At 73.9% G+C, this 21,127-nt stretch carries 25 protein-coding genes and 1 tRNA gene; 19 read left to right on the plus strand and 7 right to left on the minus strand.

Annotated features, from left to right (window positions below; all coding sequences use genetic code 11):
* Window positions 1-4: 4 nt before the first annotated feature.
* From J3473_RS08680 to J3473_RS08690, 3 genes are read left to right on the plus strand one after another with little or no spacing between them, the layout of a single operon-like run.
* The gene (locus J3473_RS08680; protein ID WP_030527508.1) at window positions 5-1,231 is read left to right on the plus strand and encodes a hypothetical protein; all 1,227 of its coding nucleotides are present in this window, start codon (window positions 5-7) and stop codon (window positions 1,229-1,231) included.
* Window positions 1,228-1,926, plus strand: a complete 699-nt coding sequence (locus tag J3473_RS08685; protein WP_207022755.1) for an A24 family peptidase — start codon at window positions 1,228-1,230, stop codon at window positions 1,924-1,926. Before J3473_RS08680 ends, J3473_RS08685 begins: the two co-directional genes overlap by 4 nt.
* Window positions 1,923-2,285, plus strand: a complete 363-nt coding sequence (locus tag J3473_RS08690) for a DUF192 domain-containing protein (protein WP_084696647.1) — start codon at window positions 1,923-1,925, stop codon at window positions 2,283-2,285. Before J3473_RS08685 ends, J3473_RS08690 begins: the two co-directional genes overlap by 4 nt.
* Window positions 2,286-2,485: 200 nt before the next feature.
* On the opposite strand, the gene J3473_RS08695 is transcribed toward J3473_RS08690, so the two are convergent.
* A complete protein-coding gene (locus J3473_RS08695; protein WP_207022756.1) occupies window positions 2,486-3,064 on the minus strand; it encodes a hypothetical protein in 579 nt (192 codons plus the stop codon).
* A 97-nt stretch (window positions 3,065-3,161) separates the two neighbouring features.
* Between J3473_RS08695 and J3473_RS08700 the strand changes: the two genes are divergently transcribed.
* From J3473_RS08700 to J3473_RS08750, 11 genes are all read left to right on the plus strand, one after another.
* On the plus strand, window positions 3,162-3,968 hold the full coding sequence (locus J3473_RS08700; RefSeq protein ID WP_207022757.1) for a hypothetical protein: 807 nt from the start codon (window positions 3,162-3,164) through the stop codon (window positions 3,966-3,968).
* Window positions 3,965-4,696, plus strand: a complete 732-nt coding sequence (gene cpaB / locus J3473_RS08705) for a Flp pilus assembly protein CpaB (protein WP_030527504.1) — start codon at window positions 3,965-3,967, stop codon at window positions 4,694-4,696. Before J3473_RS08700 ends, cpaB begins: the two co-directional genes overlap by 4 nt.
* The gene (locus J3473_RS08710; protein WP_207022758.1) at window positions 4,696-6,405 is read left to right on the plus strand and encodes a response regulator; all 1,710 of its coding nucleotides are present in this window, start codon (window positions 4,696-4,698) and stop codon (window positions 6,403-6,405) included. Before cpaB ends, J3473_RS08710 begins: the two co-directional genes overlap by 1 nt.
* Window positions 6,402-6,746, plus strand: a complete 345-nt coding sequence (locus tag J3473_RS08715) for a TadE/TadG family type IV pilus assembly protein (RefSeq protein ID WP_030527502.1) — start codon at window positions 6,402-6,404, stop codon at window positions 6,744-6,746. Before J3473_RS08710 ends, J3473_RS08715 begins: the two co-directional genes overlap by 4 nt.
* On the plus strand, window positions 6,743-8,074 hold the full coding sequence (locus J3473_RS08720; RefSeq protein ID WP_211250980.1) for a CpaF family protein: 1,332 nt from the start codon (window positions 6,743-6,745) through the stop codon (window positions 8,072-8,074). The genes J3473_RS08715 and J3473_RS08720 overlap by 4 nt, the downstream gene beginning before the upstream one ends.
* Complete coding sequence (locus J3473_RS08725) at window positions 8,071-8,991, plus strand: type II secretion system F family protein (RefSeq protein WP_207022759.1); 921 nt, start codon at window positions 8,071-8,073, stop codon at window positions 8,989-8,991. Before J3473_RS08720 ends, J3473_RS08725 begins: the two co-directional genes overlap by 4 nt.
* Window positions 8,988-9,893, plus strand: a complete 906-nt coding sequence (locus tag J3473_RS08730) for a type II secretion system F family protein (RefSeq protein ID WP_030527499.1) — start codon at window positions 8,988-8,990, stop codon at window positions 9,891-9,893. Before J3473_RS08725 ends, J3473_RS08730 begins: the two co-directional genes overlap by 4 nt.
* Window positions 9,883-11,079: a sensor histidine kinase gene (locus tag J3473_RS08735; RefSeq protein WP_207022760.1), complete on the plus strand. Its 1,197-nt coding sequence runs from the start codon at window positions 9,883-9,885 to the stop codon at window positions 11,077-11,079. Before J3473_RS08730 ends, J3473_RS08735 begins: the two co-directional genes overlap by 11 nt.
* The gene (locus J3473_RS08740; RefSeq protein WP_207022761.1) at window positions 11,079-11,714 is read left to right on the plus strand and encodes a response regulator transcription factor; all 636 of its coding nucleotides are present in this window, start codon (window positions 11,079-11,081) and stop codon (window positions 11,712-11,714) included. Before J3473_RS08735 ends, J3473_RS08740 begins: the two co-directional genes overlap by 1 nt.
* Before the next feature lie 132 nt (window positions 11,715-11,846).
* Window positions 11,847-12,050, plus strand: a complete 204-nt coding sequence (locus J3473_RS08745; protein WP_030527496.1) for a hypothetical protein — start codon at window positions 11,847-11,849, stop codon at window positions 12,048-12,050.
* A 95-nt stretch (window positions 12,051-12,145) separates the two neighbouring features.
* On the plus strand, window positions 12,146-12,742 hold the full coding sequence (locus J3473_RS08750; protein ID WP_030527495.1) for a pilus assembly protein TadG-related protein: 597 nt from the start codon (window positions 12,146-12,148) through the stop codon (window positions 12,740-12,742).
* A 77-nt stretch (window positions 12,743-12,819) separates the two neighbouring features.
* Here the strand turns inward: J3473_RS08750 and J3473_RS08755 are convergent, their stop codons facing one another.
* From J3473_RS08755 to J3473_RS08770, 4 genes are all read right to left on the minus strand, one after another.
* Window positions 12,820-13,416 (minus strand): hypothetical protein, encoded by a 597-nt coding sequence (locus tag J3473_RS08755; protein WP_207022762.1) that lies wholly within the window; start codon window positions 13,414-13,416, stop codon window positions 12,820-12,822.
* A gap of 8 nt (window positions 13,417-13,424) precedes the next feature.
* Entirely contained in the window at window positions 13,425-14,489 is a 1,065-nt protein-coding gene (locus tag J3473_RS08760) for an OmpA family protein (RefSeq protein WP_207022763.1), read from the minus strand.
* A gap of 97 nt (window positions 14,490-14,586) precedes the next feature.
* Window positions 14,587-15,150 carry a hypothetical protein gene (locus tag J3473_RS08765; RefSeq protein WP_207022764.1) on the minus strand — a complete coding sequence of 188 codons (564 nt, stop codon included), beginning with the start codon at window positions 15,148-15,150 and terminating at the stop codon, window positions 14,587-14,589.
* Complete coding sequence (locus J3473_RS08770; protein ID WP_207022765.1) at window positions 15,147-15,902, minus strand: hypothetical protein; 756 nt, start codon at window positions 15,900-15,902, stop codon at window positions 15,147-15,149. Before J3473_RS08770 ends, J3473_RS08765 begins: the two co-directional genes overlap by 4 nt.
* Before the next feature lie 147 nt (window positions 15,903-16,049).
* Between J3473_RS08770 and J3473_RS08775 the strand changes: the two genes are divergently transcribed.
* From J3473_RS08775 to J3473_RS08790, 4 genes are all read left to right on the plus strand, one after another.
* The gene (locus tag J3473_RS08775) at window positions 16,050-16,442 is read left to right on the plus strand and encodes a hypothetical protein (RefSeq protein ID WP_207022766.1); all 393 of its coding nucleotides are present in this window, start codon (window positions 16,050-16,052) and stop codon (window positions 16,440-16,442) included.
* Between the two features lie 106 nt (window positions 16,443-16,548).
* The gene (locus J3473_RS08780; protein ID WP_207022767.1) at window positions 16,549-18,039 is read left to right on the plus strand and encodes a hypothetical protein; all 1,491 of its coding nucleotides are present in this window, start codon (window positions 16,549-16,551) and stop codon (window positions 18,037-18,039) included.
* 23 nt (window positions 18,040-18,062) lie between these two features.
* Window positions 18,063-18,578, plus strand: a complete 516-nt coding sequence (locus J3473_RS08785) for a hypothetical protein (protein WP_207022768.1) — start codon at window positions 18,063-18,065, stop codon at window positions 18,576-18,578.
* Window positions 18,575-18,952, plus strand: coding sequence for a hypothetical protein (locus J3473_RS08790; RefSeq protein ID WP_207022769.1), 378 nt, complete (start codon window positions 18,575-18,577; stop codon window positions 18,950-18,952). Before J3473_RS08785 ends, J3473_RS08790 begins: the two co-directional genes overlap by 4 nt.
* A gap of 87 nt (window positions 18,953-19,039) precedes the next feature.
* On the opposite strand, the gene J3473_RS08795 is transcribed toward J3473_RS08790, so the two are convergent.
* Window positions 19,040-19,115: transfer RNA gene (locus tag J3473_RS08795), tRNA-His, on the minus strand.
* A gap of 103 nt (window positions 19,116-19,218) precedes the next feature.
* Window positions 19,219-19,905, minus strand: coding sequence for an oligoribonuclease (gene orn, locus J3473_RS08800; protein WP_207022770.1), 687 nt, complete (start codon window positions 19,903-19,905; stop codon window positions 19,219-19,221).
* A gap of 61 nt (window positions 19,906-19,966) precedes the next feature.
* Here orn and J3473_RS08805 point away from each other — a divergent pair, with 61 nt between their 5' ends.
* On the plus strand, window positions 19,967-21,127 hold the full coding sequence (locus tag J3473_RS08805) for a PrsW family intramembrane metalloprotease (protein ID WP_207022771.1): 1,161 nt from the start codon (window positions 19,967-19,969) through the stop codon (window positions 21,125-21,127).

Below are 21,127 nucleotides of genomic sequence, written 5' to 3' on the forward strand. Positions count from 1 at the left end.
CGGGGTGAGCAGCCACCGTCGTCGCCGCCCGGGCTCCGAGGCCGGCGTCACGTCGCTCGAGTTCGTGGGGATCTTCCTCGTCGTGGGCACGGTCGTCGCCGCCATCGCGTTCGCGGTCAACGGCCAACGGGTGACGGACGGCACCGCCTCGGCCCTGTGCTCCATCACCGGCGGCGGGGGATGCCGGTCGGTCGGGGGTGACCCGGGCGCCGGTGCGCCCCCGGTGGGGGCGCGCTGCGTCGGAGCGCCCAGCGGGGCGGCGGGGCCCGTGCGCGGGCTCGTGCCGGTCGACGGGGCCGACCCCGCGGCCGGACCCGTGGTGTCGGTCATGGGCGACGGCACGTACCGGATGTCGGGCGCCGGCCGCAGCCGTCCGGCCGACACGACGTGGGTCGGACGCACCTTCGGGAGCGCCGCCGCAGGGGCGGAGCCGTTCCTCACCGGCGGTGACCCCCGGGTCTGGTCGGCCTCCGAGCCCGCCGCCCTCGCCGAGCTGCTCACCGCGGACCGGGCCGAGACGTGGAGCGACTCGCTCGTCGGCGACGGTGGGTCCGTCGTGTCCCGCGCGGCGGACGCCGTGACCGGTCTCGTCGGGGCCCGCGACGGGCTGCCCGCGCCCACCGCCGTCTACACCGACACCAGCCCCGAGGCGGGACTCTCGCTCAACGCCTATGACCAGACCCTCGCGCTCGACGCCGGGGGCGAGGCGGTCGGCACGCTGCGGTACGCCGACGGGTCGAGCACCGAGTACGTCGGCGTCAGCGAGACGCCGACGGCCGGCGTCGCCCGGGCGTCGGACCTCGTCCCGATGCTCCTCGAGGTCGACCGCGGCCCCACCGGCGAGGTCACGTCGGTCCGCACGGTCACCGACCGCGACATCACCTCGACCGGTGCCACCACGCGCTCCGGCTCCCTCTACGTGACCCACCTCGACGTCACCGGGTCGGACTCCCCGGTCGTCTCGATGCTCGCCTCCACGGTGGGGGCGACCAACCTGGGGGCGACGGCCGGCCAGGCGCCGACTCCCTTCTCGCAGAGCGGTCCCGCCTTCGTCGGGGCGGCCACCGCGACCGGGTACGTGACCCGGCAGGCGCCCGCCGGGCAGGTCGTGGTCGACGACCCCAACGCGGACCCCCTGACGGCGGGCGTGGCCCGCGTCATGCGGTCGGCAGCCCCCGAGTCCTGGGACGGCACCGGCTGGGGGCCGCGCCCGGCCGGCTGCGCCTCGTGACCGCCGCGCTCGCGGCCGGGCTCCTCGGGGCCCTCGCCGGTGGCGTGGCCGGCGTCGTCGCGCACCGCTACCTGAGGACCCGCCGCTACCGGTACCCCGACGAGGCCGACCTCCCCGTGCGCGACACCCGGTGGGTGCTGCTGGTCACGCCGCTGGCCACCGGGTTGGTGGCTGCCGGGCACGTGCCGCACCGCCCCGCCCTCGGTGTGCTGCTCGCGGCCTCGGTGCCGGTGCTGGCCGTGCTGTCGGCGATCGACCTCGACACCCGCAGGCTCCCCGACCGGTGGGTCTTCCCTTCTGCCGCAACGGCGCTCGTCGGCATCACCGCCGTGTCCGTCGTCGAGGGAACGGCCTCCCCCCTCGTGGCCGGCGCGGTGGCCGGGGTCGCCCTGGGCGGCTTCTACCTCGTCAACGTGGTCATCGGTGAGATGGTCGGCAGCGGTGGCGGCATGGGTCTCGGGGACGCCAAGCTCGCCGTCCCGCTCGGCCTCGTCCTCGGCCCCCTGTCGGCGGCGCACGTCGTCGTCGCGACCGTGCTCGCCTTCGTCGCGGCGGGCGTGCAGGGGGGCTGGATGGTCCTCGTGCGGCGGTCCGGGCGGGGCTCGCACCTCGCCTTCGGCCCGCACCTCGCCGGGGCTGCGGTCGCGGTGCTCGCCGCGCCCGGTGTCGCCGCCCTCGTGGGGGCCGCGCCGTGAGCGCGGACCGCCCGCTGTTCGGACCGGGACCCCACCGGCTGCTGGCCGACGGACGGGACGTCGCACCGCTGGCCGTGGCGGACACCCCGGCCGAGCGGCGCCACGGACTCCTCGGCACGAGGGGCGTCGAGGGAGCGCTGTGGATCACCCGCTGTCCCAGCGTCCACATGGTCGGCATGCGCTACGCCATCGACGTCGCGGTGGTCGACCGCCGCGGCCGGGTGCTGCGGACCGCCACCCTCCGCCCCTGGACGGGCATGACGCGACCCCGGCTGCGGGCCTCGGCGACGGTCGAGGCCGCTGCCGGGTCCTTGGCCCGGTGGGGCGTGCGACCGGGCACGGTGCTCACCGTCGGCTGACGACCGCCCTCCGGTGACGGATGGGGCTGGGCTGGCCACCGGGACCCCCGGGGCGAGAGGTGGCACGCAGGCCCACGGTGATGGGTCCGCTTTGGGCCCCAAGGCCCGGGTGCGGGACCCGGTCGCCCGATTAGCGTGGCGCGCATGGCGATCGCAGGGGGGCCGGCCCGGGTCGGCCGCGCCAGGGGCGTGGGCCGGCGTCACGCGAGCCCGCGGCGCAGCCCCCTGGCCCTGGGGTCGAGGAGCGCGGCGAGGCCGAGCAGGGCGACCCCCGCGACGACGACCGAGAGCGGGTACCTCGACGGTCCCGCGTTCGTCGGCAGCGCCCAGACGACGGCCTCCTGCATCCGCGGCCCGCTGCACATGATGCGGTCGGTCCCGGTGGTCGGCCCGACCTGCACGCTCGGCTCGAGCGAGGTCTGCGCCACCACGCGGGTCCCGAGGACGTCGGTGTCGGACGCGACGCGCAGCGTCCGCGTGCCCTCGGTCGTGAAGAGCGAGCACCCCAGGTCCGCCGGGCCGGGGACGCTGCCGTCGCGCAGCGGCGCCACGAACAGCGTGGTGCCCGCGTCGAACCACGGCGTGCGGCCGGCCAGGGCCGTCTCGCCGGCCAGGAGCTGCCGCGGCTCCGGCCGGTCCATCGACCAGGCGATGACGCCGACGACCACCGCGCCGAGCCCCAGCAGGGCGCACACGGTGCCCAGGAACAGCGCGACGGTGTGGGATCGGCGGCTGTCGGTCCGGCGGCGGCGGGCCGGTCGCTTCGTCGTGTTCAGCATGGTCTCTTCCGAGGTCGGTGCGGGACGGTTCTGGCTAAACTCCAGCACGAGGACAGGGCCGCGGTCCACGCCGGGGCGAAATTGGGGGAGCTCTCGTATGTCGTTGTCCGTGTGTGTCGTCGACCCTTCGCGTCGTTCGACGGCCGTCGAGGAGTGGGGTTTCGGCTCGGAGGTCGCCCTCGTCACCGGGCGGCTCGGCGGGCCGGAGGTGGCGGCCCGGCTGCGTGAGGACCTCGGCGGCGACGCCCGGCTCGTCGTGCTGCACCGCCCCGCCGACCTCGACGCCGCCGCCCTCGTGACCAACGTCGTCTCGGGGGCCCTGCCGCATCTCCCGGTCGCCCGGCTGGCCGTGCGGTCGAGCCTCCTCGGCGCCGCGGTCATCGGGCTCGAGGCGGCGCACATCGAGAACCAGGACGACGGCACGCGGCTCGCCCGCCTCGCCGGGACGCTCGGCGGCACGACGAGCGGGGCGTGGCTCTCGCGGGTCACGCGGCTGTCCGTGCCGAGCCCGAGCTTCGGCCAGCACCTGCGGTCCCTGCTGCCCGGTGGCCCGCGCTTCCTCGCGCTCCTCGGCCCCGACGCCGGGGTCGTCCGCGCCGCGGCCGAGGGCTACGCCGGGCCGCCCACCCGCCAGCTCGTCATCGCCGCGCCGCCGGAGTCGACGGCGTCCCAGCGGCTGCGGGCCTGGTACGGGTCCGACGACGTCATCCACGTCCCGCCGGTCGTCGCCGACGCCCGGGCGCTCTACGGCAACCCCGGGGCCGAGTTCATCGTCGTCGCCGACTCGCTCGCCGAGGCGGGGCCCTCTCGCGGTGCCTGCCCGGTCTGCGGCGACGTCCTCCACACGGACGTCTGCCCCTTCTGCCACGTCCATCCCCGGCTCGTCGAGGAGACCTCCGCATGAACCCCCGTCAACGACGAGGGCTGCTCTTCGTCCTCGTCTCGTTCGTCGTCGCGGTCGGCACCTTCCTCGCGGTGTCCGCGTACGTGGCGAACGTCAACTCGCAGGTGGGCTCGCGCGTCACGGTGTACCAGGCGCGGCAGGCGGTCGAGGCCTACACGCCGCTCGGCCCGGACAACATCGAGGCGGTCGAGGTCCCGGAGCGGTGGGTCTCGCAGTCGTCGGTCCTCTCGCTCGACGAGCTCCAAGGACGGCGGGTCGGCTTCCGGCTCAACCCGGGCACCACGGTCAGCTCCGACATGCTCATCCCGAGCAGCTCGCTCTCGTCGACCGAGCGCGAGGTCGCCATCAACGTCGACTCCGTGACCGGCGTCGCCGGCCGCGTCCGCCCCGGCGACCGCGTCGACATCTACGCCGTCTTCGCCGACGTCCCCGGGCTCGCCAAGTCCGTCCGGATCCTCGTCCGTGACGTCCGCATCGTCTCGATCGCCGGTGAGCAGACGGTCACCCAGCAGAGCGCCGCGGGCGGCACCTCCGAGCAGAAGGTGCTGCCGGTGACGCTGGCCCTCGAGCCCGACCAGGCCCTCTCGGTCTCCTACGCGGCGGCCTTCGCCGCGGAGGTCCGTCTCGTCGCCCTCCCGAACGACGTCGGCACCAACCGGCAGGGCGAACCGAACGAGTACGACGCGTCCGAGCTCGGTGGCAAGGCCGTGCTCGAGGAGGCCAAGTGATGAAGATCCTCATCGGCATGTCGAACGGGACCATCGAGTCCGACCTCCGCTCGCTCCTCGAGGAGCTCGACGAGGCCCAGGTCATCGGCGTGGCCCAGTCCAGCAGCATGGTCCTCGACCTCGCCTCGCGGCTCGACCCCGACATCGTCGTCCTCCACGAGCAGCTCGGGCCGGACCCGGTGCTCCAGACCATCCGCGACCTCGGCGCGCGCCACCCGAGCGTCGCCGTGCTCGAGGTCTCGGCCGAGCGCACCTCGGCCACGGTCATCCGCGCGATGGAGGCCGGGGCGCGGGGGGTCATCGCGCACCCCTTCGCCTTCGACGACCTCTCGGCCAAGGTGACCTCGGCCAACGACTGGTCGCGCCAGATGAAGCGCATCCTCGCCGGCGCCATCGCCCAGGCCAGCTCGGCGCGGGGCAAGGTCCTCGCGGTCGTCGGCGCGAAGGGCGGCGTCGGCACGACGACGCTCGCGACGCACCTCGCGCTCGACCACCTGACGGCCAACCCGAACCGCCGGGTCTGCGTCGTCGACCTCGACCTCGAGAAGGGCGACGTCAGCGCGGTCCTCGACGTGCGCCAGGCGGTCTCCATCGCCGATCTCGCCAAGGTCCACCAGGACCTCTCCGGCAGCACCGTCAACGACGCGGTCGTCCAGCACGAGTGCGGGCTCAACCTCCTGCTCGGCCCGGCGGACGTGCGGCTGACCGAGCTCATCACCGCCGAGGCGCTCCGCCCGATCTTCGCGCTGCTGCGACGCGAGTTCGACCTCGTCCTCGTCGACGGCGGCGGGTCGGTGTCACCCGCGCAGGCGTCCGTCGTCGAGCTCGCCGACGAGACGGTCGTCGTGACGACGGCCGACGTCCTCGCGGTCCGCGCCATGCGCAAGCGCATCCTCGCGTGGGAGGCGCTCGGTGTCACGGACGAGAGCTCCCTGCGGATCATCGTCAACAAGGTCGACCGGACGAGCATCTTCCCGGCGAGCGCGGTGGCGCAGCTGACCTCGGCGCAGGTGCTCGACGCGGTGGTGCCGCTGTCGACGCGCGCGCTCGAGCCCGCGATGAACGAACGCGACCCGCGGGCGGTGACCGAGGTCGCCTGGTGGCGTCTCATGACCCAGCTGCGCCGTGAGCTCGACCTCGAGGACGCCCGACCGGTCGAGAAGGGACCCCGGAAGGGGCGGCCACGCCGCACCGCCGAGCCCGGGACGACCGACGCCGCGGAGGTGCCGGCACGCGGCCGCCGTCGTGGGCGCGGGCGCGGCCGGCCCGCACCGACCGACGTGGTCGACGCGAGGGTGGACGACGACGCCCCGGTCACGGAGGACCCCGCCCCCGAGGTCGCCGAGGTCGCCGAGGTCGGTGGCCGGCGGCGCCGGGAAGGCGGGCAGGTGGCCCTCGAGAACGTGGTGCTCCTGCCCCTCATCCTCTTCATCGCCCTCGCCGCGTGGCAGGTGGTGACGATCGGGCTGACGTTCGTCATGTCGGGGAACGCCTCCCGCGTCGCCGCCCGCGAGTACTCGGTCACCGGCAGCCAGGCCAGTGCCCAGGCCGCCGCCCGCGACCGGTCGCCGTGGGCCTTCGACGACCTCACCGTCTCCGTCGACGGCGACCGGGTGACCGTGCGCATGCAGATCCCCGCCTCCGGCCCCGCCAATCTGCACTTCCCCCAGGAGCTCACGTCGACCCGGTCCGTGGTGAGCGAGCGATGAGCCGCCGGCGCGAGCGCGGCACCGCCTCGCTGGAGTTCGTGGCGCTCGCCCCGTTCGTCCTGCTCGTCGGGTTCATGGTCTGGCAGCTGGCCGTGGGGGCCTGGGCCGCGACCTCGGCCAACGAGGCGGCGCGCGCCGCGGCCCGGGCCGCGAGCCTCGGCCAGGACCCCGGCAGCGCGGCTGCCCGGGCGCTGCCCGACGGGCTGCGGCGGCACACGCTCGTCGGCGGCCGCTCCGGCGACGGCTTCCGCTACACGGTGCGGGTCGAGGTGCCCACGTTCTCGGCGATCGGGCTCGACCCGGTGAGCCGGACGGTCGAGATGCCGGCGGAGCGACCGTGAGCAGGTCCTACCGCTCCTTCATCGGGGACTCCGCCACCCTCGGCCGGCTCGGCACCGAGGACGACTCGCTCATCACCACCTTCCGGCGCCTCCTGCTGGAGGAGGTCGACCTGCACGAGCTGAGCAAGCTCGAGCCGAGCCAGCGCCGCGCGCGCCTCGAACGCGTCATCGCCCACCTCGTCTCACGTGAAGGGGTCATCCTCTCGACGAGCGAGCGCAACCTGCTCGTCCGCCGGGTCGTCGACGAGGCCGTCGGCCTCGGTGTCCTCGAGCCGATCCTCGCCGACCCCACGGTCAGCGAGATCATGATCAACGGCCACGAGACGATCTACGTCGAGCGCAGCGGCCGCCTCGAGCTGTGGCCGGCCGGGTTCACGAGCGAGGAGCAGCTGCTCCAGACGATCGACCGCATCGTCTCGACGGTCAACCGCCGGGTCGACGAGTCCAGCCCGATGGCCGACGCCCGCCTGCCCGCCGACACCCGCATGCCGCGCGGCGCGCGCGTCAACGTCGTCCTGCCGCCGCTCGCCCTCAACGGGCCCACGGTCACCATCCGCCTCTTCCCGACGGCGATCTCGCTGCCCCGGCTCATCGAGTGGGGCTCCCTCAACGCCGAGCTCGCCGCCCTCCTCCAGGCCTGCGTCGAGGCACGCCTCAACGTCGTGGTCTCGGGGGGCACGGGCTCGGGCAAGACGACGCTCCTCAACGCGCTCTCGAGCTTCATCTCCCCGAAGGAGCGGATCGTCACGATCGAGGACGCCGCCGAGCTCAGCCTGGACCAGCCGCACACGATCCGGCTCGAGACCCGGCCGCCCAACGTCGAGGGCCGCGGCCAGGTGACCATCCGCGACCTCGTCCGCAACTCGCTGCGCATGCGGCCCGACCGCATCATCGTCGGGGAGTGCCGCGGCGGCGAGGCGCTCGACATGCTCCAGGCGATGAACACCGGCCACGAGGGGTCGCTGACGACCGTCCACGCCAACACCCCCGGTGACGCGCTCGCCCGCCTCGAGACGCTGGCGTCGATGAGCGACGTGGAGGTCCCCTTCCACGCGATCCGCGACCAGGTCAACTCCGCCATCGACGTCATCGTCCAGCTCAACCGGCACTCCGACGGGGCGCGCCGGGTCGTCGAGACCTGCTTCCTCGCCTCGCGCCGGCAGGAGGAGTTCGACCTCGTCCCGCTCGTCACCTGGGACCCGATGCACGTCGACGACGTCGCCCGCACCCGCGGTCGCTTCGTCACCCACCCGGTGCCCGACGCGCTGCGCCGCCGGCTCGCCGAGGCCGGGGTCGCGCTCCCCGCGTTCATGGAGGGTGCGTCATGATCCTCGCCATCCTCGGCGGGTCCGTGCTCGCCGCGCTCCTCGCCCTGCTCGGGGCCCGGGAGTTCACCCGGGCGGCGCGCGACCGGCACGTCGCCATCAGCGGCGCCGAGAGCGGCCTCGACGACGACGCGCCCAGCCTGCTCGACGTCTTCGACGCACGCTTCCGTCGCACGCGGCCCGGACGGTGGCTCGTGCGCGAGCTCGACGTCGCCGGCATCAACCGCCGCCCGTCGGTCGTGTTCGTCGCCGGGCTGGCCGTCGGCGCCGTCGGCTCCATCGCCCTCTGGACGCTGCTCGCCCCGCTCCTCGGGGTCGTCGGCAGCCTGCTCGGCGTCCTCGCCGTGCGGGCGTACCTGCGCCGCGCGAAGGAGCGCCGCCGGGAGGCGTTCGTCGCCCAGCTGCCCGAGCTCGCCCGGGTGCTCGCCAACGCGAGCTACGCCGGGCTCTCGCTCCCGACCGCCATCGCCATCGCCGGCGACGAGCTCGCCGAGCCGGCCCGCACCGAGCTCTCGCGGGTCGCCACCCGGCTGCGCTTCGGGGCCCCGCTGCAGCGCGCGCTCGAGGAGCTGCGCGACCGGGTCGGCTCGCGCGAGACCTCGGTGCTCATCTCGACCCTCGTCGTCGCCTCCCGCAGCGGTGGCTCGCTCGTCACCGCCCTGCGCGACATCGCCGAGACCCTCGACCAGCGCAAGGAGACCCGGCGCGAGGTCCGGACGGTGCTCGCGCAGCCGGTCGTGACGTCGTACTTCGTCATCGTCCTGGGCGTCGTCATGCTCCTCATGCTCAACGCGATGCAGCCCGGCACGGTCGACAAGATGACCCGTCAGCCACTGGGCCAGGTCGCCCTCCTCCTCGCGTTCGCCATCTTCGGGTCCGGCTTCTACGCCATCCGGAAGATGACGCGGTTCGACGTATGAGCTGGCTCGTCGGCGCGGTCCCGGGTGTCGTCGCCGCGGTCGCCGCCTACCTCTTCCTCCGGGGCTACCGGATGCTGCGCACCGACCCGGCGAGCGACCTCGCGGTCGAGGACATCGCCATCCTCCAGGGCGCGACCCAGAAGCGGGCCCGCTCGCAGGGGCCGGTGTCGGCGGTGGCCTACCGCCTCGCCCCGCGGGTCCGCCGGCTCCTGCCGTCGTCGGCCGTCGCGCTCGTGCGCCGGCAGGTCGACCAGGCCGGGCGCCCGGAGGGCATCGACGTCGACTCCGTCATCGCCCGCGGTGTCCTCTGGATGCTCATCGTCTCCCCGGCGGTCGTCATCTTCGTGCTGCAGGGACGCCTCCTGCCTGTCCTCATGGCGCTCGCGGCGATCGTCGTCATGCCGCTCGCGCGCCTGTCGGCGATGGGACGCAGACGGCGCGAGCGCATCGACCGCGACCTGCCGGACTTCCTCGACGTCCTCGCCGTCACCGTCAGCGCCGGCATCGGCTTCCGCCAGGCCCTCGGCGTCGTGTCCGAACGCTTCGGAGGGCCCCTGTCCGAGGAGGTCATGACGACGCTGCACCAGATCACCAACGGCGCGAGCGTGCGCTCGGCCTTCCGGGCCATGCGGGACCGCAACACCTCGGAGTCGATCGAGGAGTTCACGACCGCCTACCTCCAGGCCGAGGAGCTCGGCGCGCCGCTCGTCGACACGCTCAACCAGATCGCCACCGACATGCGCCGCGCCTCGGCGCAGCGCTCCCGGCAGAAGGCCGCCGCCATCGCGCCCCGGGTCACCCTGCTGACGACCGTCGTCATGGTCCCCGGCGCGATGATCCTCCTCATCGTCGGCCTGTACATCGGCTCCGACCTCGACCTCGGGTCCTTCGGTGGTCTCTGAGGGCGTGCTGCCGCCGACGCGGCTGCAGCTGCGGGTCGCCCAGGTGGCCCTCCTCGTGCGCCTCGCGCTGCTGTTCCTCCTCGAGCTCGCGTGGGTCGCGCGCGGCGACGGCCTGGGGGCCCTCGGCGTCGTCGCGGCCGCGGGCGTGTCCTACCTCGCGCTCAGCTCGCCGCGGGTCCGGGTGCTGCTGATGCGGCACCCGTTGCTCGTCCTGCTCGACGTCGTCCTCGTCGCCGTCGTCGTGGCGCTCGTCGGGGTCGACACCCCCTTCGTCCTCGCGCTCGCGACCTCTGCGCTGCTCGTCGGTCTCTGGCTGCCCGTGGCGCCGGGACTGCTCGTCGTGCTCTTCACGGTGGCCATCGACCTGGTGCTGCTCACGGGCCGGCCGATCGACGACGCCGGTCTCGTCGCCTACGTGGTCGTCGTGCCGGCGGTGTTCGTCACGCTCTGGCTGCTCGGCCTGGCCATCCGGCGCTCCGGGCACGCCGAGGCCCGGGCGCAGGCCTCGCTGCGTGACGCGATGTCGGCGGCGGCCACCTCGCAGGAGCGCGGCCGGATCGCCCGCGAGATGCACGACACCATCGCCAAGTCGCTCCAGGCGATGGCCCTCACCGCGTCGAGCATCCCGCACCACCTGCACCGCGACACCGACGTCGCGGTGGCCCGGGCCCGCGAGCTCGAGCAGGACTGCACCCTCGTCATCGCCCAGGTGCGCGAGCTCATGGGTGAGCTGCGGACCCCGGTCGCCGAGCTGTCGTTCAGCGACACCGTGGCCCAGGTCGTCGACGAGTGGCGGTCCTCGACGGGCCGGCGCTGCGTCACCCGGCTGGCCCCGGTCGACGTCACGGACGGGCACGTGCGCTACGAGCTGCTCATGGGGTTGCGGGAGGCCCTCGACAACGTGCGGCAGCACGCCGGCCGGTGCACCGTCCGGGTGGTCCTCGAGGCCGCGGGTGCCGACCGGCTCATGCTCGTCGTCAGCGACGACGGTGCCGGCAGCGAGCCGGCGTTCGTCGCCGCCTCTCCCGCGCGCGGGCACTTCGGGGTCGTCGGCATGGCGGAACGGATGGCGGGGGTCGGCGGGAGCTTCCGCCACGAGACCCGACCGGGGCAGGGGACGACGGTGACCTTCGAGGTCAACCGCCGAGGCCTCGTCGAGAAGGACCAACGAGAGGTGGTGGCCTGATGGCCTGGACGGTGTGCATCGTCGACGACAGCGCGGTGATGCGGCGGGGGATCCGCTCGCTCGTCGAGACCGACGACCAGCTCGAGATCGTCGCCGAGGCGGGGGACGGCGTCGAGGCCCTGGCCCGGGTCCGCGAGACACGACCCGACGTCGTCCTGCTCGACGTGCGGATGCCGGTGCGCGACGGGGTCTCGGTCGTGCGCGAGATCTCCGAGGTCTCGCACGTGCTCATGCTCACCTTCTCCGACGAGAGCGACGTCGTCCTCGCCGCCCTGGACGAGGGCGCCGTGGGCTACCTCGTGCACGGGACCTTCGACGCCGACCGCCTGGGAGCGATGGTGCGGGCCGCCGCGGAGGGGACGGGCAGCCTGTCGGGGCCCGCGCTGGCGGCCCTGCGCGGTGGCCGGGCGCCGGTCGCGGGACCGACCGGGCGGGCCCGGTTCGACCTCTCCGAGCGGCAGGCGGAGGTCATGGACCTCGTCGCCGCCGGCAAGACCAACGGGGCGATCGCCCGCGAGCTGTTCCTCTCCGAGAAGACGGTGAAGAACCACATCAACCAGATCTTCCCGCGGCTGGCCGTGACCACCCGGGCCGAGGCGATCGTGGCCTGGCTGGGGACCCGGCCCGGGCCCTGACCGGGACGGATTGGGCCCGGTGCTGGGCCTGCGGACCCTGTGCCCGTCCCTCGTCCGTCCGTAGCGTTCAGGGTGTCAAGAACGAGGACCGCAGGCCCTCGGACACCGGGGATCAGGACCAAGGAGAACGCCATGACCCACCAGCTCGCCGCTCGCTACACCACCCTCGCCGCCACCCTCAAGGACCGCCGCGAGGCCGGCCAGAACTCGCTGGAGTACCTGGGCATGGCCCTCGTCGCCGGTGTCGTCATCGCCGCCATCTACGGCGTCGTGACCGGTGCCGACGTGGGCACCAAGATCAAGAGCGCCTGGGACAACATCACCGGCGCCAAGTGACGTGACCGGGTCGCCGGGGCGGGGTCTCAGGACCCGCCCCGGCGATCCGCGCGTCCGGGGTCGACACCACCCGCACCGTTCGAGGGGAGGCCGGCATGGTGCAGGAGCGCCGCCGTCGTCGTGAGGAGGGCCAGGCCGTCACGGCCGTGGCCATCGTCGTCGTGCTCGTCCTCGTCGCGGCCGCCCTCGGCATCGTGTTCCGGACCGGCAAGGTGAGCAGCGAGGTCAGCAAGATCCAGTCGGGCGCCGACGCGGCCGCCCTCGCCGGCGCCCAGCAGGTGCGCGAGGACGCCTACGACAACATCGTGCGCTCGCTCCAGTCGCGCGTCCCGCGCGGCTTCTGGAGCTGTGGCGACGGCCAGGGGCGCGCGCAGTCCTTCGCGTCCCGCAACTCGACCGACGTCACCACGTACTGCTACTACCCGCTCGCCGACCGCGTCGAGGTCAGCGTGCGGAGCGACTTCGTCACCGAGACCGGCCGGCGCGAGAGCGCCGACGCCGTCGCGCAGACCGGTCGCCGGCTCGGGCCGTGCATCGTCGTCGCGGTGCCCGGCTCGACCACCGGCTACGAGACGACCGCCGACTGCGGCGACGTCACGGTCCGGGTGTACGTCGACACCACCGGGAACGTCACCCTGCTGACCACGGTTGCCGAGGTCAAGAAGATGTTCCGGGTCACGCTGCGCGAGTAGGGGACGCGCGGCCTGCGTCACGGCCCCGGCCTCCTCACGGAGGCCGGGGCCGCTGTCGTGCGCCGGGAGCCGCCGGCTCAGCCGGTCGTGGCCGCGTCGGTGACGGGGACCGTGACGTCGTCGAACCAGGGGCTGGTCAGGGTGACCTCGGTGGTGCCGGCGGGCAGCGGTGGGTAGAGGGCGGAGACCGGGGGGCTCTCGACGCCCTGACCGAGCCGGAGCGCGGGGTCGGAGAGGGCGGACCAGCCGTCGTCCTGCTTGTCGAAGGTGACCACGGAGTACTTCTTGCCGCCGGTCACCATCACGGGGTACTTCTCCCAGAAGCGGATGTTGGCGTCGCGGGCGCTGCTGGAGCCGTCACCGCCGGTGACGCGCCACACGAGCAGGGTCGAGGAGTCGGAGCGGGTGAGCCGGTAGAAGCCGAAGGTCGCGCCCTCGAAGGAGGAGGAGGCCTTGGCCTTCGTGGTGGCGATCTCGGCCAGGGGGGCGGCGCCGTCGACGACGGCCGTGGAGCGGTCCTGCGGGGTCGGCGAGGCGCTGGCGCTCGGGCCGCCGGATGCCGTGCCGGTGCCCGAGGGGCTGGGGTCGGTGGGTGCCGGGTCGTCGGTGCACCCGCCGAGGACGGCGGCGACCAGCGTGGCGCCGGCGAGGGCGGCGAGGGGGCGTCGGGTCATCGAATTCCTCACTGGGGCAGGGTGATCGTCACGCGGCGGTTGAGGGCGCGCCCCTCGGCGCTGCCGTTGTCGGCGATGGGCTCGCTCTCGCCCTTGCCGACGGGGGTGATCCTGATGCCCTCGGGGATGCGGGGGGCGAGGGCCTTCGCGACGGCGGCCGCGCGCCGCTTGGACAGGTCGAGGTTGTAGGCCTCGCCGGCGTTGCTGTCGGTGTGGCCGGTGACGGTGATCGTGCCGGTGCTGCCGGCGGCGGTGATCTGCTTCGCGGCCTCGGCGATGATGCCGGTCGCGGCCTTGGTCAGCGTCGCCTTGTCGGTGGCGAACAGGACCGAGGCGTCGAGCTCGAGCTCCTCCCGCCCGTCGCGCTTGGCCTGGGTGACCTTCTTCTTGACGTCCTGCACCTGGCTGCGCAGGTCGAAGACCGCGTCCTCGGGGTCGACGGCCTCGGCCACCCGCGAGGTGTCGACCGTCGGCCAGCCGGTCCCGACCGCGGGGGCGGGCTCGGCGACCGTGGGTTCGAGCGCGCCGTCCTCGACGGGCACGCCCTGCACGAGGGAGGAGCCGACGAGCACGTCGACGGTGGTGACGTCCTGCGGGACCGGCGCGAGGAGGACCCAGCCCACGGTCGCGCGGCCGAGCTGGTCGCGCGGGGCCTCGAGCTCGAGGTTGTTGGTGGAGATGCACCGGCCGACCTCGTCGGTCTTCAGGGCGCTGTAGGCCAGGCCCCCGGAGACGTCGATGGCCGCGGCGGTGCACTGCAGCCCGCTGGACCCGTTCTGGTTGAGCGCGTAGTAGTTCCCGTTGCCGTAGGAGCTGAAGAACGCCGCGTCGGCGCCGCTGCGATCCTCGCTGCGCAGGCCGAGCGAGTAGTACAGCACGGTCGCCGTCTCGACCCGGCGCACGCCGTGGACCGAGAGGACGGCCAGGCGCTGGTCGGTGACGTTGCCGATCCACGCCTGACCCAGCACCGGGACGTCGGGCACGCTCGGCAGCGGCGGCGCGGTGGCGGCCACGGCCGGCACCGCGCACGCCAGCGCGGCGGCCGTGGCGAGCACGGTGGCAAGGGTCTTCATCGCGGCGGTTCCCCCTCGATGGCGAATGGATCCGTCGCCACCCTACTGACCCGGGCCGAGAACGGAAGGCCCAGCCTCCGGACCGGACGCGTCCCGGCTACCCGTGGGTGACCGGCACGGTGACGTCGCGGAACCAGGGGGAGGTGAGCGTCACCGACGCGGTGTCCGCGGGCAGCGGCGGGTACAGCGCGCCCTGGGGGTTCGGCTCGGCGCGCATCGCCCGCATGTCGACGCAGGCGCACTCCACCTGCCCCGTCGTGGCCTCGTAGGTCAGCACCGAGTACGCCCTGGACTTCGTGGAGAGCACCGGGAAGTTGCGCCACGCCGTCACGTCGAAGTCCGACCCGGCCGAGAGCGTCCGGGGGTGCGTGGCTGACCACACGACGAGCGTCGAGCGCTCGGTGCTCCGCACCTCCAGGATGGCGAAGGTCGCCCCGGAGTAGGAGGAGTCGTCGCGCGCCGGGGTCGTCGCGAGGGGGCGGTCCTCCTCGACGTCGAGGAAGTCGGCGGTGGGGCCGACATCGGTGGGGGTGGGGCTCTTGGCGAGCGTCAGGCTGGGCTCGGGCGCCGGGGTCCCCTCGTCGGCGGTGCACCCGCCGAGGGCGAGGGCTGCCGCCAAGGCGGTGACGGCTGCGCGAAGCAGCGTGGGACGGCGGCTCACGGGGCGGGGCTCGCCGTCGGGGAGGGAGACGCGCCGGGGCTGGCGGTCGGCTCCGGGGGCGGGCTCGCGACGGGGCGGCGGGCCACGTGTACCTGGAGGGTCTTGATCGTGGAGTCCGCGCGCGCCCCGCCGATGGCCACGGTGTCGACGCGGGGCCATCCCGTCCCCACCACCGGTGCCGGGTCCTCGACGGTCGGCTCCAGGAGCCCGTCGCCGACGGGGATGCCCGGGACGAAGGCGCTGCCGACGAGGACGTCGACCGTCCTGACCTTCGCCGGGACCGGGGCGAGCGCGACCCACTGCATGACGGCCCGGCCGGAGAGGCGGACGCGGTCGGTCCCCGCGACCGGGGGCGGTGCGGCGACCGCGCGACCGGCCGCGGTGCGCAGTGCGCCGTACGAGCGCTTCCCGGGCACGTCGACGAGGGCGGCGGTGTCCATGAACGTCGCGCCGGAGGAGGCCTGCAGCGTGCCGAAGGTGTCGAGGCCGGAGCCGTACGCGGTGACCGGCAGGACCTCCGGGTCCGGCGCCTCGCCGGCGAACCCCACGGAGTAGTAGAGGATCGTGGCGCCCTCGGTCCGGCGCACGGCGTGCACCGTGACGACCATCGAGGGTGGCCGCTCCTCGCCCTGACCGAGCCCGCTGACGAGCACCTGCCCGAGGACGGGCACCCCGGTGCCGACCGGGACGTCGCGCGGGACGGCGGACGCGGGGACGGAGAGCGCGAGGGCTACGCAGGCGGCAGTCGCCACGCATGCGGCCAGCGCCCCCCTCCGTCCTCCTCCCACGCGCCCGAGACTACCTCGCGCCGACGGCGCCGGGGCGGCGTCGACGTCCGCGACGAGGGCGCGTGACAGGATCGGCCCGCAGGAACAGCGGACGGGGACAGGGGTGCCGACGTGCGGACGACGAGATGGGCCGGCCTGTGCCTGCTCGGCGGTCTGGGGGCGGGGCTCCTCGGGGTGCTCGGGTTGGCGGTGGGTGCGTCGACGACGAGCGTGGTGGCGTCGGTCGTCGGTCGGAGCGTGCTGACGCTCGTCGGGCTGGCCGTCGTCGCCCTCGTCGTCGGCCGACGCGGCCCGTGGTGGTCGGCGGTCGTCCCCGTCGCGCTGCTGACCGGTGCGGTCGTCCTCGACCCCCTCACGTGGACCGCCACGGCCGCGGCAGGCGGCCCTCTGTTCGGCGTGTGGCTGACCGGATCGACCTCTCTCGGAACGGTCCTGGACGTCGTGGTCTGGTTCGTCGTCGTGTGCGGTGCGGTGCTGCTCGGGCTCCGGGGACGCGAGGACTGAGGCCCTCGGGCCTGGGCCCGGGCAGGCCCCCGGACCCTGTGGCGCAACGGTGCCGGCCTCATAGCGTGGCGTGCGACACGAGTGCAGCTTCGGGGAGGGCCGTCGGATGGACCAGCGAGACGCGGGGGGCGCGGTGCGGTGTCGCGGCGAACGCGGAGCCACCGCGGCCGAGTACGTCGGCATCGTCCTGCTCGTGGGTGTCGTCATCGCCGCGCTGGCGCTCACGGTCAACTCCTCCGCGGTCAACCCCGAGATCCGCCGCGCCTGGTGCCTCATCACCGGGGCGGGCGGGGGCGGCTGCGACGGCGGCTCGACGGAGGCGGGCCCGGAGGACACGCCGACCGACGAGGACTTCGAGCCGGACAAGTGCCGCATCCACGAGACCGGTGACAAGTACAGCTCGGTCATCAAGATCGGCTTCATCAAGATCGGCGAGAACGCCGGCTTCGTCGTCACCGAGTACAGCGACGGCACCGTGACGATGATGGCGACCAACGGCTCGGAGATCGGGGCCACCGGCGGCTTCGGGGCCGACGCCGCCTGGGGGCAGCTCGAGGCCGGCGCCAAGATCGACTTCGGGGGCGGCCTGAAGTTCGACTACGGCAGCACGTGGAACTTCGAGTCCAAGGCGCAGGCCGACAGCTTCCGCAAGCAGCTCGACGACTACCTCTTCGACCAGTGGTCGATGACCCATCCGGTGTGCGGCATGGGCGTCTGCATGCCGCGCCCGGTCAAGGGCGTCAAGCCGCCGCCCGTGCCGTCGACCACCTTCGGTGGCATCGCCGTCACCGGCGAGGTCAACGCCCAGCTGGGCATCTCCGCGACGACGGGGACGGCGCCGCTGACCGAGGCGAAGATGACCGAGCAGAACGTCTCCGGGGCCCTGAGCGCCGACTCCAAGTGGACCGTGACCAACGACAACAAGGGCACGCCCGACGACGCCCGGGACGACACCCGTACCTACGTCACCGCGATGACGCTCAACCCCAAGCTGACGGCGCAGATCGGGCTGGCCACCGGCGGCTACGGCTCGATGGTCGGCATGTCCCTCGCCATCACGAAGAACGCCGACGGCAAGATCACCCAGGTGAAGATCGTCTCCACGAGCGAGGTCACCGACAGCAGCGGCGGCAAGGGCGGCGGCACGGTGAGCAACGGCTCCGGAGACGACAAGACCAGCGGGGGCGGCAGCATCAGCGGAGGGACGACCGACGGTGACGTGGTCGTCACCGAGAACGTGCTCGCCCTCGACCCCTCCGACGCCGCGACGCAGCAGGTCGTCACGGACTGGCTCGGTGGCTCGGGCAACTACGAGTGGCCCGGTCTCGTCTCGCTGGGCGCCGTCGACCCGTCGGTGGCCGACCCGTCCGACCCGTTCGCGATGCTCATGCACACCGACGCCACGAGCAGCACCGTCGCCTACGACAAGGTGACCGACGTCCAGGGCTTCGCGCTCAACGTCAAGTTCGGGCTCGCCTTCGGGGCCGACTTCTCGATGGAGAGCTCGGAGACCACGGCCACCGAGGCCGCCTACCTCGGGGCGCCCCGCCCCGACGGCACACGCCCGGTGGTCCCGTACGAGGCGTGCGTAGAGTGACGACGCGACGAGGGAGGACATCCATGCTGATGCGACGCACGATCGTGCTCGCCGTCCTGGGGGCCGGAGCGCTCGGGGTCGCGGGCTGCGGTGGGCCGGACGCCGGCTGGGGCTCGGCCGAGGTCGGCCACCTGACGCTCGAACACCCCTCGGACTGGCGCGAGGAGCCGCCGACGGGGGACCTGTTCACCAAGCGCTGGGTGGGTGACTCGATGGAGATCCAGGTCTCCGGCGCCTTCAGCGAGGACCCGACGGCCTCGGCGGCGCTCAGCCGGCTCGACCTCCCGGCGACCGTGGGCCTGACGGGCTACGAGGGCGGTGCCGTCCAGAACGCGACGGTCGAGGGCGCGGACAGCGCCGTGCGCAGCGACTTCACCTTCACCCAGGACGGCGCGACCCGCCACGGCGTCTGGGTCGTCGCCGGGCAGTACCCGTACCCGAGCACCGCGGCGGTGACCATCACGGGCGAGACGCTCGACCCGCAGGTCGTGCAGCACGTCGTGGACACGCTGAAGTTCACGAAGACCCAGGGGCAGTGACGGCCGTGCGTGCGCGCTCCGTCCTCGCGGCGCTGCTGCTGGCCACGGTCGGGGTCGTCGTGCTGCAGCGGTTCCTCGTCGTGTTCCCCTTCGTGGCGACCGTGGTCGCCTCGGTGCTCGGCGCGGGGCTGCTGGTGGCGCTCGAGAGGCGGCGCGAGGCCGACGTCATCGTCGCTGCCGTCGGCGTCGGTCTCGCCACCACCCTCGCGTCGATGGTCGGCCTCGCAGCAGCCGGGACCCACGTCCTCGCGACCCAGTACCTGGCCGGCTGGGTGGTCGTCGCGATGCTGTCCGCCGGGCTGGGCGCCGGCGCGGTGTGGCTGGGCGGCCACGTCGTCGAGCGCGGTTCCGACAGCCCGAGCAGGCTGCGCTAGGCCGGCTGGGCGAGCCCAGCACAGCGAGGGCCCGGTGCCCCCTCTCGGGGGGCACCGGGCCCTCGGCCGCTCTGACCTGCGGCTTCGTGGGGTGAGCGACGGGACTTGAACCCGCGACCCTCGCGACCACAACGCGATGCTCTACCAGCTGAGCTACGCCCACCACGACGGGATCCGGACCTGCGCAGAGGCCCCGTGAGCCCGTGGCGCAGTTATCGTACCGGGTCCGCGGGGGTGGTCGTGACCACCCCCGGGACCGGCGCCCCTCAGGCGTCCGACGCGGTGGCGCCGGACGCCCCGCTCGCGGCCGACACCGGGGCGGAGTGGTCGACGACGTGCCGGGCCGCGAGCTCGCGCAGCTCCTCGCTCGAGCGACCGGGCGGGGCGACGAAGACCGCCTCCCGGTAGTAGCGCAGCTCGGCGATGGACTCGCGGATGTCGGCCAGCGCGCGGTGGCCGCCGCTCTTGGTCGGCGCCGAGAAGTAGGCCCGCGGGAACCAGCGTCGCGAGAGCTCCTTGATCGAGGACACGTCGATGATCCGGTAGTGCAGGTGCGACTCGAGCGCCGGCATGTCGCGGGCGAGGAAGGCGCGGTCGGTCGCGACCGTGTTGCCGCCCAACGGTGCCCGGCCCGGCTCGGGCACCCACTGGCGCACGTAGTCGAGGACCATCGCCTCGGCGTCCTCGAGGGAGACGCCCGCGGCGAGCTCGTCGAGGAGCCCGGAGGTGGTGTGCATCCCGCGCACGAAGTCGTTCATCTGCTCGAGGGCGGCGTCCGGCGGGCGCACGACGACGTCGACGCCGTCACCGAGGACGGTGAGGTCGAAGTCGGTGACGAGCGCCGCCACCTCGACGAGTGCGTCGGCCTCGAGGGACAGACCGGTCATCTCGCAGTCGATCCACACGATGCGGTCGGTGTGGGTGCGGTCGGTGGTGGCGGACATGCGGGCCATGCTAGGCCGACCCGACCGTGGTCAGGGCCCCGAACCCCGCATCCCCGCTAGGGTTCGGCGCATGAGCGAGGACCTGCGGGCGGCGCCGGTCGTCACGCGGCGCGAGGACCCGACGACCCGGTCGGCGCTGCGGTCCTGGGTCGTGGCGAGCGTCGCCGGCGTGGGCTTCCTCGTCGCCGCCCTCGTCGTGTCCGCCTACCTCGGAGCGACGTTCGGCGTCCAGACCGTGCTGCTGGCCCTCGCCGTCGCGGTCGTGCCGCTCGGCATCGTCATCCCGACCTTCCTCTGGCTGGACCGCTTCGAGTCCGAGCCGACGCGCTACCTCGTGGCCGCGTTCCTCTGGGGAGCGCTGGTGGCGACGCTCGTCGCGGCGGTGTTCAACACGAGTGCGATCGTGGTGCTGCGCAGCGCGACCGACCCCGACGCGGCCCTCGCGACGACGGCGGTGCTCGTCGCCCCGTTCGTCGAGGAGGCGCTCAAGGGGGCGTTCGTCCTGCTCGTGTGGTGGTTCCTGCGGCGCGAGTTCGACGGCGTGACCGACGGGATGGTGTACGCCGGCGTGACGGCCGCGGGGTTCGCCTTCACCGAGAACATCCAGTACCTCGCCCAGGCGTACACCGACGGCGGGCGCGAGGCGCTGACGGCGACGTTCGTCGCGCGCTGCCTGCTGTCGCCCTTCGCGCACCCCATGTTCACGATCCTCACCGGCGCCGGGATCGGGGTCGCCGCGACGAGCCGCTCGTGGGGGATGCGGCTGCTGGCCCCCGTCGCGGGCTACCTCCTGGCGGTCGTCGCGCACGGGCTGTGGAACCTCGCGGCGGTCTCGGGCGGCGCCGGGCTCGTCACCGTCTACGTCCTCGTCGAGGTGCCGGTCTTCCTCGCCTACGTCGCGTTCGTCGTCTGGGCGCGACGCCGGGAGGGCCGCCTCATCGGGCAGTACCTGCGGCCGTACGCCGACGCGGGGTGGCTGACCCGGTCCGAGGTGTCGATGCTCTCGTCGATGACGCGTCGGCGCGAGGCCCGGCTGTGGGCGCGCGCCAACGCCGGGTCGCGTGGCCTGTCGGCGATGCGGGCCTTCCAGGACACCGCGAGCGAGCTCGCGCTGCTGCGGCGCCGGATGCACCACGACGCCGCCGACGACCACGCCCTCGGGCAGGAGCGCGAGCTGCTCGGGGCGCTGACCGCGCGGCGCGGCGAGTTCGTCGGCACGGCCGGCTGGTGA

This window comes from Phycicoccus sp. DTK01 (assembly GCF_017312765.1).
Classification (GTDB): Bacteria; Actinomycetota; Actinomycetes; order Actinomycetales; family Dermatophilaceae; genus Phycicoccus; species Phycicoccus jejuensis.

Bases quoted from the DNA above. Each gene is read 5' to 3' on its own strand.
- J3473_RS08695 (WP_207022756.1), bottom strand. From the start codon at position 3,064: ATGCTGAACACGACGAAGCGACCGGCCCGCCGCCGCCGGACCGACAGC.
- J3473_RS08700 (WP_207022757.1), top strand. From the start codon at position 3,162: ATGTCGTTGTCCGTGTGTGTCGTCGACCCTTCGCGTCGTTCGACGGCC.
- cpaB (WP_030527504.1), top strand. From the start codon at position 3,965: ATGAACCCCCGTCAACGACGAGGGCTGCTCTTCGTCCTCGTCTCGTTC.
- J3473_RS08710 (WP_207022758.1), top strand. From the start codon at position 4,696: ATGAAGATCCTCATCGGCATGTCGAACGGGACCATCGAGTCCGACCTC.
- J3473_RS08715 (WP_030527502.1), top strand. From the start codon at position 6,402: ATGAGCCGCCGGCGCGAGCGCGGCACCGCCTCGCTGGAGTTCGTGGCG.
- J3473_RS08725 (WP_207022759.1), top strand. From the start codon at position 8,071: ATGATCCTCGCCATCCTCGGCGGGTCCGTGCTCGCCGCGCTCCTCGCC.
- J3473_RS08730 (WP_030527499.1), top strand. From the start codon at position 8,988: ATGAGCTGGCTCGTCGGCGCGGTCCCGGGTGTCGTCGCCGCGGTCGCC.
- J3473_RS08740 (WP_207022761.1), top strand. From the start codon at position 11,079: ATGGCCTGGACGGTGTGCATCGTCGACGACAGCGCGGTGATGCGGCGG.
- J3473_RS08745 (WP_030527496.1), top strand. From the start codon at position 11,847: ATGACCCACCAGCTCGCCGCTCGCTACACCACCCTCGCCGCCACCCTC.
- J3473_RS08750 (WP_030527495.1), top strand. From the start codon at position 12,146: ATGGTGCAGGAGCGCCGCCGTCGTCGTGAGGAGGGCCAGGCCGTCACG.
- J3473_RS08755 (WP_207022762.1), bottom strand. From the start codon at position 13,416: ATGACCCGACGCCCCCTCGCCGCCCTCGCCGGCGCCACGCTGGTCGCC.
- J3473_RS08760 (WP_207022763.1), bottom strand. From the start codon at position 14,489: ATGAAGACCCTTGCCACCGTGCTCGCCACGGCCGCCGCGCTGGCGTGC.
- J3473_RS08780 (WP_207022767.1), top strand. From the start codon at position 16,549: ATGGACCAGCGAGACGCGGGGGGCGCGGTGCGGTGTCGCGGCGAACGC.
- J3473_RS08785 (WP_207022768.1), top strand. From the start codon at position 18,063: ATGCTGATGCGACGCACGATCGTGCTCGCCGTCCTGGGGGCCGGAGCG.
- orn (WP_207022770.1), bottom strand. From the start codon at position 19,905: ATGGCCCGCATGTCCGCCACCACCGACCGCACCCACACCGACCGCATC.
- J3473_RS08805 (WP_207022771.1), top strand. From the start codon at position 19,967: ATGAGCGAGGACCTGCGGGCGGCGCCGGTCGTCACGCGGCGCGAGGAC.